Origin of the sequence: Devosia sp. FKR38, from assembly GCF_005222805.1 — a bacterium.
Taxonomy (GTDB): Bacteria; Pseudomonadota; Alphaproteobacteria; order Rhizobiales; family Devosiaceae; genus Devosia.
Window position 1 is genome coordinate 1649926 of sequence record NZ_STGC01000005.1, and the last position, 16060, is coordinate 1665985.

14 protein-coding genes are annotated in these 16060 nt (G+C 63.9%); 6 read left to right on the forward strand and 8 right to left on the reverse strand.

Annotation, left to right across the window (positions count from 1 at the left end):
* The first annotated feature begins 2 nt into the window (after positions 1 to 2).
* The 3 genes from E8M79_RS12905 to E8M79_RS12915 all read left to right on the forward strand — a co-directional run bounded on the left by E8M79_RS12905 (position 3) and on the right by E8M79_RS12915 (position 4398).
* Entirely contained in the window at positions 3 to 1400 is a 1398-nt protein-coding gene (locus E8M79_RS12905) for an O-antigen ligase family protein (protein WP_137152289.1), read from the forward strand.
* Positions 1400 to 2200 carry a metallophosphoesterase family protein gene (locus tag E8M79_RS12910; RefSeq protein WP_137152290.1) on the forward strand — a complete coding sequence of 267 codons (801 nt, stop codon included), beginning with the start codon at positions 1400 to 1402 and terminating at the stop codon, positions 2198 to 2200. Before E8M79_RS12905 ends, E8M79_RS12910 begins: the two co-directional genes overlap by 1 nt.
* A 77-nt stretch (positions 2201 to 2277) precedes the next feature.
* Positions 2278 to 4398 carry a Wzz/FepE/Etk N-terminal domain-containing protein gene (locus tag E8M79_RS12915; RefSeq protein ID WP_137152291.1) on the forward strand — a complete coding sequence of 707 codons (2121 nt, stop codon included), beginning with the start codon at positions 2278 to 2280 and terminating at the stop codon, positions 4396 to 4398.
* A gap of 465 nt (positions 4399 to 4863) precedes the next feature.
* Here the strand turns inward: E8M79_RS12915 and E8M79_RS18390 are convergent, their stop codons facing one another.
* A complete protein-coding gene (locus E8M79_RS18390; protein WP_171015724.1) occupies positions 4864 to 5307 on the reverse strand; it encodes a hypothetical protein in 444 nt (147 codons plus the stop codon).
* A gap of 261 nt (positions 5308 to 5568) precedes the next feature.
* A complete protein-coding gene (locus tag E8M79_RS12925) occupies positions 5569 to 6090 on the reverse strand; it encodes a transglutaminase-like cysteine peptidase (protein WP_248304987.1) in 522 nt (173 codons plus the stop codon).
* A 402-nt stretch (positions 6091 to 6492) separates the two neighbouring features.
* On the opposite strand from E8M79_RS12925, the gene E8M79_RS12930 reads away from it, so the two are divergent.
* Positions 6493 to 7269, forward strand: a complete 777-nt coding sequence (locus tag E8M79_RS12930; protein WP_137152293.1) for an NAD kinase — start codon at positions 6493 to 6495, stop codon at positions 7267 to 7269.
* On the opposite strand, the gene E8M79_RS12935 is transcribed toward E8M79_RS12930, so the two are convergent.
* From E8M79_RS12935 to E8M79_RS12945, 4 genes are all read right to left on the reverse strand, one after another.
* Positions 7266 to 8471 (reverse strand): DUF2336 domain-containing protein, encoded by a 1206-nt coding sequence (locus E8M79_RS12935; protein ID WP_137152294.1) that lies wholly within the window; start codon positions 8469 to 8471, stop codon positions 7266 to 7268. The two genes, E8M79_RS12930 and E8M79_RS12935, sit on opposite strands and share 4 nt — an antisense overlap.
* Before the next feature lie 85 nt (positions 8472 to 8556).
* A complete protein-coding gene (locus E8M79_RS18395) occupies positions 8557 to 8709 on the reverse strand; it encodes a hypothetical protein (protein ID WP_171015849.1) in 153 nt (50 codons plus the stop codon).
* Positions 8710 to 8888: 179 nt separating this feature from the next.
* Positions 8889 to 9698, reverse strand: coding sequence for a transglycosylase SLT domain-containing protein (locus E8M79_RS12940; protein WP_137152295.1), 810 nt, complete (start codon positions 9696 to 9698; stop codon positions 8889 to 8891).
* 80 nt (positions 9699 to 9778) lie between these two features.
* Positions 9779 to 10369 carry a nitroreductase family protein gene (locus tag E8M79_RS12945; protein ID WP_137152296.1) on the reverse strand — a complete coding sequence of 197 codons (591 nt, stop codon included), beginning with the start codon at positions 10367 to 10369 and terminating at the stop codon, positions 9779 to 9781.
* 195 nt (positions 10370 to 10564) lie between these two features.
* On the opposite strand from E8M79_RS12945, the gene E8M79_RS12950 reads away from it, so the two are divergent.
* Positions 10565 to 11557: a hypothetical protein gene (locus tag E8M79_RS12950; RefSeq protein ID WP_137152297.1), complete on the forward strand. Its 993-nt coding sequence runs from the start codon at positions 10565 to 10567 to the stop codon at positions 11555 to 11557.
* 116 nt (positions 11558 to 11673) lie between these two features.
* Positions 11674 to 13470: a hypothetical protein gene (locus tag E8M79_RS12955; protein WP_137152298.1), complete on the forward strand. Its 1797-nt coding sequence runs from the start codon at positions 11674 to 11676 to the stop codon at positions 13468 to 13470.
* A 72-nt stretch (positions 13471 to 13542) separates the two neighbouring features.
* Here the strand turns inward: E8M79_RS12955 and E8M79_RS12960 are convergent, their stop codons facing one another.
* On the reverse strand, positions 13543 to 14541 hold the full coding sequence (locus tag E8M79_RS12960) for an NAD-dependent epimerase/dehydratase family protein (protein ID WP_137152299.1): 999 nt from the start codon (positions 14539 to 14541) through the stop codon (positions 13543 to 13545).
* Between the two features lie 126 nt (positions 14542 to 14667).
* Positions 14668 to 16014: a UDP-glucose/GDP-mannose dehydrogenase family protein gene (locus E8M79_RS12965; RefSeq protein ID WP_137152300.1), complete on the reverse strand. Its 1347-nt coding sequence runs from the start codon at positions 16012 to 16014 to the stop codon at positions 14668 to 14670.
* Between the last annotated feature and the right edge of the window lie 46 nt (positions 16015 to 16060).

Genomic DNA, 16060 nt, shown 5'->3' on the forward strand with positions numbered 1-16060 from the left:
CCATGACAGACCTCACCATCAAGTCGAGCCGCACGCGGTCGGCCAGCCGCGGCAAGACGGGCCAGTCCCGCATCAACGCAGCCCTGTTCGTGGCCATCGCGCTGATCGTTGTATTGGCGCCCCTGCCGCTGGGCAGCGCCCGCCCCTTGCCCTGGGGCATCTGGACCACCCTGCTGGGGCTTCTGGCCCTCGCCTATCTGGCGGCCCTGGCCATGCAGGGCGAGAAGCTGCGCGTACCGTTGGGCAATATCGCCATTGCCGGCACGCTGTCGCTGCTGACCTGCCTGTTCCTGGTCGTCCAGATCCTGCCCATTCCCATGACCGTGCCCTTGGTCAATGGTTTCCAGCTGCATCTGGCGCAGATCAGCCTGACGCCGGAGATGACGGTGATGATGCTGACCCGTCAGGTTGGCTTTGGCCTGCTGTTCTTCCTGGTGCTGCAGATCTCGGTCAATGACGAGCGCCGCTCGCAACTGCTGCATGTCGTCCTGCTGTCGATCCTGGCCTATGCTGCCTATGCCGAAATCTCGCTGCAGACTGGGGACACCATTTTGGGCGTGCCCAAATGGGCCTATCTCGGCTCGGCGACCGGTCCCTTCGTCAACCGCAACTCCTTCGCCACCTTCCTGGCCTTTGGTGCCGTGCTGTGCATGGCCCGCATCAGCGGCCTGTTGATGCGCCAGCATGAACGGCACCGCGACGATGGCCGCATCCAGGGCACTGGCAGTCGGGTCATGCTCTATGCCATCGGCTATATTTTCCTGGTCGCCATCATCATCGCCACCAAGTCTCGCATGGGCCTAGCCGCCACTGGCGTCGCCACGCTGGTCATCATCGGCATCACGGCGCTGGCCATGGGCCGCCGCCGCATCATGCTGGTCGGCATACCGCTGGTTCTGGTCGCCATGGCCATAGGCGCCGTGCTGTTCGGCCAGTCGCTGTTCGACCGCGTCGAAGGGCTCGATGCCAGCAGCGACGTCCGCTTTTCGCTCTACGCCGAAACCCTGCGCCTAATCGGCATGCGCCCCTGGACCGGCTTTGGCGGCGGCAGCTTCGAAATGGCCTATCCGATCATCCACAGCGACGCCGTCGACATCAACTATATCTGGGACCGCGCCCACAATACCTATCTCACGCTCTGGACAGAGCTGGGCCTGGTGTTTGGCAGCCTGCTGATCCTGGCCATTGCTGTGATCACCGTCCAACTGGTCCTGGGCTTGATGACGCGCCGCGGCTCGTTCACCGCCACCTGCGCCGCGCTCGGCGTGATCACCGTAGGTGCTGTGCATTCACTGGCCGATTTCAGCCTCGAGATTGAAGCCAATACCTTTGTCTTCCTCACGATCATCGCAGCGGGCCTGGCGCCCCTTGCGAGCCGTTCTGCCGGCAGAACCTATTGATGCTCAACTTTATCCGCAGCCTGTTTGGTACCGCGACGCCAGCCCCAGCGCCGCATGGGCTCAGTTTTGACCATTGGCCCGCCGCTATCTACGCAATCGGCGATATCCATGGCTGCCTCACCGAACTGCGCCAGCTTGAACAGATGATCGCCGCAGATGCGGCCGACATTGCCGGCGAGAAGTGGATCATCTGGCTGGGCGACATGGTCGATCGCGGCCCCTCATCTTCAGCGGTGCTCGATCGCGCCATGGCCAATCCGCCGCCCGGCTTTGTTCGCTATTGTCTGATGGGCAATCACGAAGCCATGATGCTGCAGTTCATGCAGGCGCCCAGCCCGCGCAGTGACTGGCTGACCTTCGGCGGCATGGAGACGCTCTACTCCTATGGCATGAGCGGCAGCGTCTTCGACAAGAGCGGTCAGCGCCAGCTGCAGGCCATCATCGACAGCCATATCCCCGCCGACCATCTGACCTTCCTGGACCGGCTGCCGCTGTGGATCGCCCTGCCCGGCATCGTCTTCGTCCACGCCGGCATTCGCCGCGGCCGCCCCATGGCCGAACAGAGTGAGCGCGATTTGCTCTGGATTCGCGACGAGTTCTTCAATGCCCCGGACATAGATGGTGTGATGGTGGTGCATGGCCACACGCCTGCCGCGGAGCCGGTTGTGCTGCCAAACCGGCTTTGCCTGGACACGGGAGCCTTTGCCACCGGGGCTTTGACCGCTGCCCGGCTGCAACCGGGCAAGGCGCCACACCTGCTGACGACAGCATCGGACAGCCCCGCGGCCTCGAAACCCTAATTGCATAATTGAGTTGCCCACGATCGATTGTATGGGCTGAATGCAGATACCGATCCATTCTTGAGGATATTGACTAGATGGAAGAGACTGAATTCGACATTCGCGGAATATTCAGCCTCCTCCGCCGGCAACTGCGCCTGATCCTGGTGACGGTGATTGCTGTGGTTGGTCTGGCGACATTGGTCGCGTTCTCGCTGACGCCCACCTACACCGCTTCAGCCTTGGTGCTGGTCGATCCGAGCAACAAGAACCTGCTCAATCCCGAAACCCAGATGACCACCGCCGGCGCCGACAGTGCCCGCATCGACAGCGAGGTCGAGCTGGCCCGCTCGGACAATGTGCTGCTACGCGTCATCGGCGACCGCGACCTGACGACCGACAAGGAGTTCGGCGTGTCGCTGGGGCTCACCGCCCGCGTGCTGAGCTTCTTGCGCGTCGCCGAGCCCACCCTGCCCACCGGCCAGCAGGCCCTCAACGAGACCCTGACCGCCCTGCGCAATGCCACCGCCGTACAGCGCCGAGGCCTCACCTATCTCATCTCCGTGCAGGTGCGCTCCGAGGACCCCGCCAAGGCGGCCGATCTCGCCAATGCCATCACGGAAATCTACATCCAGGATCAGCTCGCCTCCAAGGTGAACAGCGTGATGAGCTCGCGCGACATCCTGCAGGCCCGCATTTCCCAAGCCCGCGACGCCATCGGCCGCTCGGAGAGCTCGTTTGACGACTTCATCCAGGCCAATATGAACCTGATCACCGAGGATACCGGTCGCACCGATCTGGCCAATATGCAGGCCGAGCTGCAGGCGCTGGCCGCTGCCCGCACCAGCGATGCCACCACCATCGCCGATGTGCAGAGCTCCCTGCAGAACGGCAATTGGTCGAGCCTGGTGTCAGACCTGCAATCGGACGCCCTGGCCGAGCTGGAGCGCCAGCGCAGCCAGCTCGCCGGCTCGCTCAGCACGGCCTCAGAGGCCTCCGCGGCCAGCCTGCGCGCCCAGTTGACCGATATCGAGCAGCGCCTGCGCACAACAGCCACCAGCGAGGTCAACAATCTCAAGGTGTCCGTCCGCGAGGCCCAGGACAAGGAGAACAGCCTGCGGCAGAACCTGCGCGACGAGGTGCTCAAGAGCCCGCTGTCGGGTGACGTGCTGGCCCAGCTCTATGAACTGCAGCAAGGCGCCGAACTGGCGCGGACGCAGTATCAGACCCTGCTGGCGCGTGCCCAGGAACTGGGCGCACAGGCGGATTTGCAGCTGGCCGACAGCCGCATCGTGTCGCCGGCGCTGGAGCCGCAATCGCCATCGTTCCCCAACAAGGCGCTCATCATTGCCGTGGCCGCCGTCTTCGCCATCGGCCTGGGCGTGGTGTTGGCCCTGCTCTACGAGAACCTCATCGGCGGCTTCACCAGCGAAGAACAGGTCGCTTCGGTACTGCGCACCTCGGTTGCCGCGACCATCCCCCGCGAGCGCGCCAAGTCCGAACGCGACAGTATCGCCAATCTCATGGTGACATCGCCGCTATCGGTCTTTGCGGAATCAGTGCGCCGCACCCGCGCCGCCGTCGAGAACTCTATGAAGGTCAGCCCCTCCCCCCGTTCGGGCGGCAAGGTGGTGATGGTGACCTCCACCATGCCCAATGAAGGCAAGACCACTCTGGCCCTTGCCTTGGCCCGCTCCTATTCGCTGTTCGGCCAATCCACGCTGCTGATCGACTGCGACCTGCGCAAGCCCAGTATTCACCGCCATCTCAACCTCGAGCCGGATCATAGCCTGCTCGACCTGCTGAGCGAGACCACCACCGAGAAGGACTTCAGCCAGGTTGTGCTGACCGATGCGCTGACCGCCACATCGATGATCGTTGGTTCGCGGCGCAGCGATATCCCGACCGACCAATTGCTGGCCGGACAGGCCTTCCAGCGCCTGCTGGATGCCGCACGCGCCTCCTTCGACGTGGTGGTGCTCGATACGCCGCCAGTCGGTCCAGTGGTGGACGGCCTCTATCTGGCGCAGTTCGTCGATGCGATCGTCTTTGTCACGCGCTGGGCCTCGACATCGCAGCGCGAGGCGCGTCGCGCCGTCGAGAGCCTGACGGTGTCCAAGCCGGCTCACGCCTCGATCACCACCGTGCTCAATCAGCAGGACCTCACCCGTTCCGGCTATGGCCGCAAGTACGGCAGCTACTACTCCTACAACACCTGACGCGCGATTGGCGGCCCCGGCCGCCGATATCTGTCCACGAAGCGCACGGCCGGCCGCACAGGCCGGCCGTCTTCTTTGGCGGGCGCCTCGGCTTGCGCCAAGCGGTGCCGAACAGGCCTGGCGCCCAGAGTGGCGCGGGCGCTGCGCGCCTCCAGCGCCATATCCTGGCATGGGAGAATGACGGGAACCGCTCATCGGCGGCGTTGCGGCCACAGCAGCCCAAGGGAGCCGCTATGCGGCGTCTGCGCAGACCATGCTGCAGGCTCGCTCAGGTCCAGCCCAGAAAGCGACGGCCACCGCAAGCCAGGCCCCTGCGCGCACGACCGCCACAGGAACTACCTGGGCGACCGGAAGCCAGCGACAGCCACGCGAGACCAGGCAGCCCCGATACGTCGATGCCCCCGCAAAGAAAAAAGCGGCGGGCCAGGGCCCGCCGCATGGCGTCAAATTGCAATGGTGAGCCGATCAGGTCCGGCTGCCCGGGGTACCGCCGCCCGGAGGCGTGGGCGTGGGGGTCGGCGTGGGCGTCGGGGTCGGCGCGGGGGTCTGTGTCGGATCGGTCGTCAGGGTCGGACCACCACCACCAGAGCTGGGCGTATCAACAACGGTCGGACCGGCGGGCGGCGCCGGTGGCTGCTGGGCAGCGGGACCTGCACCTGTCTGGAAGGTCGAGCCCGGCTGATCGGCGATAGCGGTCTGAAGCGTCGTCGGCAGCGACCCATAGGTATCGAGTTGGTCACCGGGCGACAGCAGAACCAGGGCGGCCAGGCAAGCCACGACATTGGCGTCCGACGGATCAGCTGCCGCTGCCGTGCAGGCAGGAAGATCAACAACAGCTGCGGTTGCCGGCAAAGCGGAACCAGACACGAGCGATGCAACGAGTGCACCGGCGACAATGTACTTCTTCATGTGATCACTCCAAGATTGATCTGGTTCCATCCTGCGTGTGAACTATCCGTCACACGACGGCATAAAGTTAACATACTATTAATACTGCTATACTCTACAAGCAAGACCAAACAACATCACATGGTAAATCACCACATCCTCAACAGACGAGGAAAGTGCTTTTAATCCAACTACTTCACGGTTATGCATGGCTTATATGCAAAAAGGGGAGGTCAAACCTCCCCTTGCAAAGCCTGTCCTGAAATGACACGCCGGTGAGTGTCAGCCAGCCGACCAGACACGCGGATCTGCTGTCGAAATCGACCGCAGGCGGTAGCCAGCACTCGAGCGCGTCTTGACCTCGGCTGCCAGATTGTCGAGCACGAAGTCGCCGGCAGTGGTCTTGACCACCAGGATCGCGTGCGGTTCGCCGCGGCGGGTATAGGTGGTGGCGATACGCAGCGCACCGGCCGGCACGCCCTTGCCGATCAGCCGTGCCCGCTTGGTCAGCGCATAGTCTTCGCAGTCCCCGCTCGAGCCGCCGATCTTCCAATTGTCGATCGGACCGCTCTCGGCACGATAGCGCATGCTGCGGTTGACGCTGGAATTGACCTGGCTGAGCATGCCCATCAGGCGATCCGACATTTCGACCGAGCTGCGGCTGTCGGCCTTGCAGCTGCTGGCGTGGTTGACGCAGAAGATCTGCATGCCCAGCGGCGGACGGGCAGCCATGGCCGGCGCCGTGGAAACAGCGGCAACCAGCAGTGCCGCACTGGCAACAGTAGCGATAAATTTGGTGAACATTTGAGCCATCCCCTGATGAGTGATGTCAGCAGGATGCGCGCAGCCGATTGCTGCCGAATTGGAGAATTCGATACAATTTTATTCAAATGGCGACAAATGCGCCCTGGCTCAGCCTGAGATAGCCCGCAACTATGGCTAAGGCATTGAAAGGATTGAATCGTTTGGCAGAAAACCAAACTCAAAAACGATTCAAATTCTTCGCTTTTCTCGCTAAGTAATTCTGCCCGAACAGGTTTTCTACACCCCGCACAGGCCTGCGGTCGCTTCGGCGGCGCCTGATCGACCCCATCTTGTCCGGCAGCGTTAAGCCCTGCACCGCGCCGTGGGCACGGTATCGGACAAGGCGTCTGGCCCCGTGCAGCATCGCATGCTAGGCAGGCGCGTTCTCACCGGGAGTTCTCCGTGTCCAGCCCAACTGCCGACAGAATCTGCTTTGTCACCAATGGGACGCCCGAGGCCGATGCCGCGGCAACCCGTCTCAAGCAGCGCTATGGCGATTACCCCATCGACACTGCCGATGTGGTGGTGGCCCTGGGCGGGGACGGACTGATGCTGCAGACGCTGCACCGCGTCATGCGCCTGGGCGTGCCGGTCTATGGCATGAACTTCGGCTCGGTCGGCTTCATGATGAACGTCTTTTCCGAGGATGGCCTGGACGAGCGCCTCGAGGCCGTGCAGCGCACGCGCATCTACCCGCTCTCCATGCAGGTGCTCGACAGCTCCGGCCAGACGCGTCAGGCCCTGGCACTCAATGAAGTGTCGCTGTTCCGCTCCACCTATCAGGCGGCCAAGCTGCAGATCGTTGTAGATGGCGAGGTCCGGCTGGACGAACTCATCTGCGACGGCGCCCTGCTCTCCACTCCGGCGGGCTCAACGGCCTATAACCTGTCCGCCCATGGGCCTATCCTGCCCATCGAGGCGCCGCTCCTCGCGCTGACGCCCATTTCGCCGTTCCGGCCGCGCCGCTGGCGCGGGGCGATCCTTTCCAATCGGGCGGAGGTTAAATTCATCACCCGCGAGGCGGTGAAGCGCCCCGTCAGCGCTGTGGCCGACAATGTGGAGTTCCAGAACGTGCTGGAAGTGACCGTGTTCGAGGATCGCTCGCACGGCGTCACATTGCTGTTCGATCCGGGCACGAGCCTGGAAGAACGCGTGTTGAGCGAACAGTTCCGTTTCTAGGCGGCCGGCAACGCCAGCAAAGCTTCGCTCGCATCGGCAGGCAGGGCCATGGGCTTGACCGCCTCGATGGCAAAGGCCGCCATCACGCCGCGCGCCGCCTTGCGGGCCAGAAGGATATTCTGCTCGCTGAGATAGGCGAAGGCCTCTTCCAGCGCATCGGGGATCACCCCGTCATGTTCGGCAATCAGTTCCTCGGTCAGCGCCGTCACCACATAGTGCCGGGCGCCGGCGTCATCGGCCAGATCGGTCGCCCGGGCATGCATCACCAGCCGGGCGATCAGATTGCGCACGCCCTCGGGCAGGCCACAGCGCGCCAGCAGCGCATTGAGCGCCGCGCGACTGCCGCTTTCGAGCAGGGTGAAGACCTTGAGCCGCGGCGTCTGTGCCAACTCGGCCAGGCAGTCGGCAAAGAACATCACATGCCCTGTCACCACCGCATGCAGCAGCACGCGGGTATTGAGCCGCTCGCTGGCCACCAGGTCGGACACATAGCTGGGGCTTGGCTTGCTCGCCTCGCGCTCGCCAATAGCGGTGAGCGCGGTATCCTCGCTATCGCGCAGCAGCCGCCCGAGCCGATCCGGCGCCAGCGCGCCCTTGACGATCCGCGCCTGGCGCAGCGCGGCGGTGGCCTTCTGCACCAAGAGCAGCCGGGCGGCGGCCGGCAGGTCCTTACGCGCCAGCAGGATGCCGCGCGTCACGGCGTCCTCGCCATGCATTTCGGCCAAAGCCAGCAGCTGGCCCTCGGCAAAGGCGATATCGGCCCGACGCAGCAGGCGTTGGGTCAGACCCATGTTCTCGCGCGCAATCAGCGCAGCGGCCAGCCGCGCGCTGACCTTGCTGCGCTGGCTGATCGACACCAGCCGCGGCACATCAAGCGTGCGCACCAGTCCGATCAGGTCGGCATCGATGAGAACGGGTGAATACTGCAGCACCGCACGCGCAATAACCGCGCTGTCATGCAGCAGCGCCAGCATGATCGGCCGCGGCGCCATGGGGGAATGCAGCAGGCCATAGGCCAGCGCCGCGCGCACCTTGACGGAAGGATCTTCGAGAAAGCCGATCAGCGCCGCATAAAGCGCTGCATGCTCGTCGGCGGGACCGTCATGATTGAGATAGGCCAGAGCGGAGAGATGCGCCGCGCTGCCACGGTCCTCGCTGTCGGGCGACCGGGAAAGGGACACAAATTCCTGATACGCAACCATAGGATACTCCGCACATCGGCGGAGTTCACCCTAGTGGGGAAGGTTTAAGGAAGCGTTCACCATAAAACCCTGCCGCGACAGCCCACTAGAGACTGGCCATCACCAGGCCAAACAGCTGCGACAGGCCCGTCCAGGCCAGCGCCACCAGCCCCCAGGCCACAATGGCGAGGCCAACAACGACCCAACCGCGCGGCAAGCCGGCAATCTGGTTGGGAGCATGAAATGCCGACTGTCGCATAAGTGTCTCCTCCTCTGGCCGAGTGCTTCTTGGTCTATCCTGCGGCCGGTTTGGCCCGGCGCACCCATTGTCTGCGCGCCAGATATTAACTGAACCCTAAACCCGGCCTGCAGCTTTGACGCGAACCGGATGCACTGACACACAAAACAATGAACGCGGCCAGGCGCCGCAAACTCGCCCTAACGCGCGTAAAGCTGCGTGAAGAAGGCGCCGCCATCGCCACCTTCCGATGTGGTCGCCGGCAGGCCCTCCGGCTCATTCTTGAACAGGCCGGTGAACGACATGTTCTCCGGCGAGAAGCGCGACGGCAACGGCGGCGCGGCCGCGACCGTTGGTGCACCTCCGGCGATCTGCTGTGCTGCGAAATTGGCATTGGCGTCGCCCGCCTCATGCTTGGAGACCAGCACGCGATAGACGTCGCGAATGGTGCGCGGCTGCCCGTTTGAGTAAAAGATCGCCCGGTTCGATGAGGCCTGCCGGGGAAACAGATCTGCCGCGATCTGGTCCGGATCCTGCAGGCCCGCGGTGAACATGCGCTCAGCGCCCTGCGCGCCCAGGAAATGGGCGATATAGAGCTCGCCCGCGCTGGGCATGCGCCCGAACCGGCTGCGCAGATAGTCGCCATTGGATTTGGTAAAGGCTGCTGCCAGATCGGCGGCGATCTGTGGGTCTTCCCGCAGCTTGAGGATCTTGGCCTTGGTGGCCGGATCATCAATCACATAGTCGCCGCCGCTGGTGCGGCGGATGCTGTCGGCATATTGGCCATAGCCCAGCCGCGGCCCCTGCTCCTTCATCACCTGCATCCAGGTGCCTTCGAGGAACTGGAACAGCCCAACCGCCGATGACGTCTGGGCCTTGGCCTCTGGATTGAGACTGCTTTCGCGCATGGCTGTCTGCAGCAGATAGTCGAAATCCACGCCGTTCCGGTCGCCGGCGGCCGTCAGCACATAGGCCAGACTTTGGGGGACGGAGATCGGCTGCACGCCCATGACGGGATGACGGTCCTCGGGAATCGGTTAGGGACATGTTAACACCCGCAGAAGTTAACTGCGCGTTAACCATGCGCGCCTCAGCGATCCTCTGGCGCCTGCCAGCGGCGCACCACATCGGCCAGCACCGGCCGGGGCCGATCCTCCATCACCATGGTTGCGGTGCCGATATGCACGAAGCCGACGAAGCGCTCCCCTGCCCGCGCGCCCAGCATGCTGGCCGCCGCCTCGTCAAAGGCATACCAGCGGGTTACCCAGTTGGCGCCGAAGCCAAAGGCCGCCGCCGCATTGAGCAGGTTGAAAGCGACATTGCCCGCCGACAGCAATTGCTCGAACTCGGGCACCTTGGGATGGGGCTGCGGCGCCGAGAGCACACCAACCACCAGCGGCGCGGGCAGGAAGCGCTGCCGCTCGACCTCCAGGCTCACGTCGTCGAGGCCAGGCGTCTTGCGGGCGGCGATCGCAGCCAGGGCGGCGCCGGCCTTGGCCCGATCGTCACCGGCGATCAGCACCAGCCGCCAGGGTGCCAGCTTGCCATGATCCGGCACGCGGGTTGCCATGGTCAGCATCTGCTCGAGCTGCGTAGCATTGGGGCCGGGCTCGGCCAGGAAACCGACACCGACGGAACGGCGCGTGAGCAGATACTGGCTGAGGGCTGGGATGGGGGGCATGCAACAAATCCTCGTGGTCGCAGGCACACATAGTCAATTTGCGCCGCGCTTGCCACTGGCAGCAGGTCCAAGGGACAAATTTGCCTCATCTCGGCACTGTGCTGTTTTCATCGCCCCTGCTCTGTGACACAGCTTTTCCCAAATGGCCTGCTAGGCGATCCACTGATTCAGCCGCGCGAGATTTCAGGAGCCCAGATGCGTTTGCAACGGACACTAGCCCTGCTGCTCACCTTGCTGATGATCCTGGGAAGCGCCCTTTCGCTGGTCAGCCTGCCGGCGCGCGCCCAAGAGGCTGCGGCCACCACCGGCGAGATGCCGCCCATGCCTCGCCCGCGTCCCGCGGATCGTACAGCCGCCCCGACACCCGCCGATACCCCAGCCGCCCCGACCGGCGAAGCCACCCAAGCCATTTCCGAGCTGGTCTCGACACCGCAGAGCGTCACGCTGACGGCCAGCATCGTGCCCGATGGGCCAGCGGTGCCCGATGGCCTGGTGTGGCGCATCTTTGACACAACGCCCGATACCAGCGGCGAGCTGGCGCTGGTGGCCAAATCCGACCAGGGCACGGCCCAGGTCGAGCTGCCGCCCGGCGAATACATGGTGCATGTCGCCTATGGCCGCGCCCAGGCCAGCGAGGCCCTTTCGGTTGTTCCCGGCACCAACAGTCTCGCCATGGTGCTTGACGCCGGCGCGCTGCGGCTCAACTCGGCTGTCACCGGCGACATTCCCATTCCGCCCAGCCTGCTCAAGTTCGATATCCTGAGCGGACCGGACGAAACTGCGCGCCAGGTTGTCGCCGAGGGTCTGCTGCCCAATGACATCATTACGCTCAATTCCGGCACCTATCACGTCATCGCCTATTTCGGCACGGTCAACGCCGTGGTGAAGGCCGACTTGCGCGTCGAGCCCGGCCAGCTCACCGATGCCACGCTCTACCAGCATGCCAGCCAGGTCTCCTTCAAGCTGGTGTCCGAAGAGGGTGGCGAGGCCATCGCTGACGTCGAATGGACCGTCAAGACTGCCGATGGCACTACGGTCTTCACCGATCTGGGAGCATTTCCGGCCACCGTTCTGGCCGAGGGCGACTATCTCGTGCTGGCCAAGCAGGGGGACAAGGTCTTCAACCGCGAGTTCCAGGTGCAATCCGGCGCTGCCCGCGAAGTGGAAGTGCTTACCGCGGTTTACTGACGGGTCAGACACTTGGCCGCACTGGCGCCGACGCCTGTCCGACACCATGTCTATTGCCTATTGAAGCGCAGCGGCCGATGGCTCAGATTGCGCCAAAATCCCAGGGAGCCCCCAGCATGATGCACCGACCGTCGTCCAAACGTCGCCTCGCCGTCTTCGCCACCGCCTGCCTGGTGAGCGTTGCCCTGCCGCTCGCACCGGCCTGGGCGGAGAAGACCAAGACCAAGCCCGCCGTCACCGCCGAAGCCACCGTGCCCCCCGAAGTGACGGTAGAGATCCCCACCATCACCAGCGACGGTGCCAATGTCGATGAAGGCACGCTGCGCGACATTTTCAGCGGCAAGATTGCCGACAATGCGTCTGCACTGGCCGGTCTGACGGCCACCAGCATCAGCATCCCGGCCATCACCATCCATGTGCACTCTATCCTTGAGGGCAAGGCCACCGACGCCAGCATCACCATCACCGACATTGCCCTGACGGACGTCTCGGCCGGCATCGCCAGCGCCGTCACCGTAGCCGGCATGACCATGGACGCAGGCGATCAGGGCAGCGGCGCCTTCGGCGAGTTCTCGGCCAGCAGCGTCAATCTGGCCGCCATGCTCAGCATCTACGGCCTGGTCCCCTCGGCCGATGCCAATGGCTTTGCAACCATCTACAAGGATCTCAATTTTGCCGGCGGCAACTTCACCGCCCCCGAGGTCACCTGTGACTTCGGCGCGGTGACCGCCGACGAGTTCAAGGCGCGCCCTCTCAAGACCTCCATGGTCGAGATGATGGCCTTGGCCAGCGCGCTCGAAGGCCAGGACGAGCAGCCCTCGCCCGAGCTGATGGGCAAGATCGTGCGCATGTATGCCGATATCTTCACCGCCTTTGAGTCCTCGCCTGTCCACTATGATGGGTTCAGCTGCGATGCCACCGACGACAGTGGCCAGCCGGTGCAGGTCACCATTGCCAGCATGGATATGGACGGCATGTCGCCGGGTACCTACCCCGGCATCACGGTGTCCGGAATCGATATTCTCGCCAATGAAGATGGCGCAGTGAGCATCGGCAACTTCACCTTCAAGCCCATGGACCTCAGCGGCCCCATCGCCGCCATTGAGGCAGCGCCCGCAGCGCTGGATGAAGCCTGGTTCACCGCCAATGCCCGCGCGCTGATCCCGGCCTTTGCTGGCTTCTCCTTCAGCGATGTGGCCATCGATGTGCCCGATCCGGAAGCCGAAGCGTCCCGCATTGTTGCCAGCGTCGGCAGCTTCGACCTGTCGCTGGCCGACTATCGCAATGGCATTCCGGCAACCGTCAGCACCAATGCCAGCCACATCATGCTCGATCTGCCCACCGACACCTCCGATGAGCAGCTGCAGATGCTGATGGCCCTGGGCATCACCTCGATCGATGCCGGTTTCACCATCGACGCCGGCTGGGATGAAGCCAGCAACACCATCGCCATCAACGACATCTCGGTGACCGGCGCGGACCTGGCCACCGTCAAGCTGGCCGGCACCATTGCCAACGCCACCCAAGCCCTGTTCAGCAGCGATGAAAACGAGGCCATGGCCGCTGCCATGGGCGTGGCCATCAGTCACCTCACGCTTGACGTCAACGACATGGGCCTGTCCGACCTGGTGCTGGCCATTGCCAGCGCCGAACAGGGGGGCGACGCGGCAACCCTGCGCACTGTCTATTCGGGCCTGGCCGAAGGCACCATTGTGAGCATGCTGGCGGGCGCTGCCGAGGCCCAGAAGGTTGGCGCAGCAGTGAGCGCCTTTGTCGCCGGCAAGGCCAAGCAGCTTTCCATTGACCTCACGGCCAAGGAGCCCCCGGGCCTGGGCATGATGGACTTCATGGCCGCCGAGGAGGATCCCACCCTGCTCATCGGCAAGGTGAACATCTCCGCCACCGCCAAGTAAAACAAAGGGGCCGCCTTCGGGCGGCCCCATCTTCATTCACACCTTGCCTCGGCGCAGCAGCGCCTGGACTGGTCAGCGGCGGTAATACTGGCGATACCAGGCAACAAAGCTGGCGACACCAGCCTGGATCGGCGTGCGCGGCAGTTCACCCACCAGCGCCCGCAACAGCGTGGTATCGGCCGCCGTCTCGCGCGGGTCGCCCGCCTGCATGGGCAAGAAATTGCAATTGGCCGACTGGCCCAGCGCACGTTCGATGGCCTGGACGAAATCCATCAGCAGTTCGGGATGCCCGCCCGCCAGATTGACCGTGCGGAACGGCGCCACCGGCGACAGCGAATCCGCTTCGACCGGCGCGCCAACCACTGGCGGATGCTCGACCAGCCGGATGACCGCCTCGACCAGATCGTCGATGAAGGTGAAATCGCGGCGCATCTCGCCCTGGCCGAAGATGTCGATGGTGCGTCCATCCAGGATGGCCGCGACGAATTTGAACAGCGCCATGTCCGGCCGGCCCCAGGGGCCATAGACCGTAAAAAAGCGCAGCATCGTGGTGGGGATGCCAAACAGATGCGCATAGGAATGCGCCATGGCCTCGCCACCCTTCTTGGTGGCCGCATAGAGCGAAATGGGCGCATCGGCCGCGTCGCGCTCGGAAAACGGCAGCTTGGTATTGCCGCCATAGACCGAGCTGGTCGAGGCAAACAGCAGGTGGCGCGGCGGGTGCGCCCGCACCGCCTCAAGCAGATTGGCGCTGCCCACCAGGTTGGAGCTGATATAGCTCTGCGGCTGTTCGATGCTGTAGCGTACGCCGGCCTGCGCCGCCATGTGCAGCACGATCTCGGCCTCGGAGCGCCCCAGCGAAGTCGTCAGCAGCGCAGCATCTTCAAGGCGCGCCTCAACGAAGTTGAAGTTCTCCAGGCCCGCCAGTTCAGTCAGCCGCGCGCGCTTGAGGGCGACATCATAGTAGTCGGTCACCGCGTCATAGCCGGTCACGCTATGCCCGGCCTCGAGCAGGCGCCGGGCTAGTGTATATCCGATGAAGCCGGCCGTGCCGGTGATGAAGAACTTCACAGCGTCTCCTCCCCTTGCGCGTCCTGCTTGGCCACTGGCCGGCAGATCGTCACCCCTGCCCTTGGCTAGACGCGATGAACAACGGCCCGTGTGACGCCGATCCCCTCCTCCGCCGCTTCGGACCTACTATTCGGCGGCGTCCGTCAGGCTCAACGTCTCGTTCTCAACCAGCGGGCGACCAATGCTGGAATAGGCGAAACCATGCTTGTTGGCTTCGGCATGGCTGTAGACATTGCGCAGGTCGACCAGAATTGGCGTCTTCATCGTCTCGCGCAGGCGATCAAGGTCCAGCGAGCGGAACTCGTTCCATTCGGTGATCAGCACCAGCGCATCGGCCCCCTTGGCCACCTCATAGGCGCCCTTGGCAAAACTCACCTTGTCCATCATGTCCCGCGCCGGCTCCATGCCCTGCGGATCATAGGCCACGACATTGGCGCCCTTGTCGAGCAGACCCTGGATAATGTCGATCGACGGCGCCTCGCGCATGTCGTCGGTATTGGGCTTGAAAGTCAGGCCCAGCACGCCGATGGTCTTGCCGCGCACATCGCCGCCACAGGCCGCAATGACCTTGCGCGACATCGCGCGCTTGCGCTGGTCATTGATCGAGACTGTCGTCTCGACCAGCCGCATGGGGCTGCCGAAATCCTGCGCAATCTTGACCAGGGCCAGCGTGTCCTTGGGGAAGCATGAGCCGCCGTAACCGGGCCCGGCATGCAGGAACTTGCTGCCGATGCGATTGTCCAGACCAATGCCGCGCGCCACCTCCTGCACATTGCCGCCCGCCGCCTCGCACAGATCGGCGATCTCGTTGATGAAGGTGATCTTCATGGCGAGGAACGCATTGGCCGCATATTTGATCAGCTCCGCCGTGCGGCGGTTGGTGAACATCAGCGGGGCCTGGTTGAGATAGAGCGGGCGATAGACCTCGGTCATCACCGCGCGGGCGCGCTCGTCCTCGATGCCCACCACAATGCGGTCGGGCCGCTTGAAGTCATCAATCGCGGCGCCTTCGCGCAGGAATTCCGGGTTGGACACCACGGCCACGTCGGCATTGGGATTGGTGCTGGCGATGATATGAGCCACCTCATCGCCCGTCCCCACCGGCACAGTGGACTTGGTGGCAACCACCGTAAAGCCGGACACGCTGGCCGCCACTTCGCGGGCCACCGCATACACAAAGCTCAGGTCGGCATGGCCATCGCCGCGGCGCGAAGGCGTCCCAACCGCGATGAACACCACATCGGCACTCGGCACGGCGCTGGCCAGGTTTGTGGTGAACGTCAGGCGTCCCGCCGCAACATTGCTGGCTACCAGATCGCTAAGGCCAGGCTCATAGATCGGGATCTGGCCCTGTTCGAGCGCGGCAATCTTGCGCTCATCCTTGTCGATGCACACCACGTCGTGACCAAAGTCTGCGAGACAAACGCCGGTGACCAGACCGACATAGCCGGACCCTACGATAGCAATCTTCATAGCTCGTCCATCCTCACGCTGTGCGACAAAGAATATCAATCCAGAA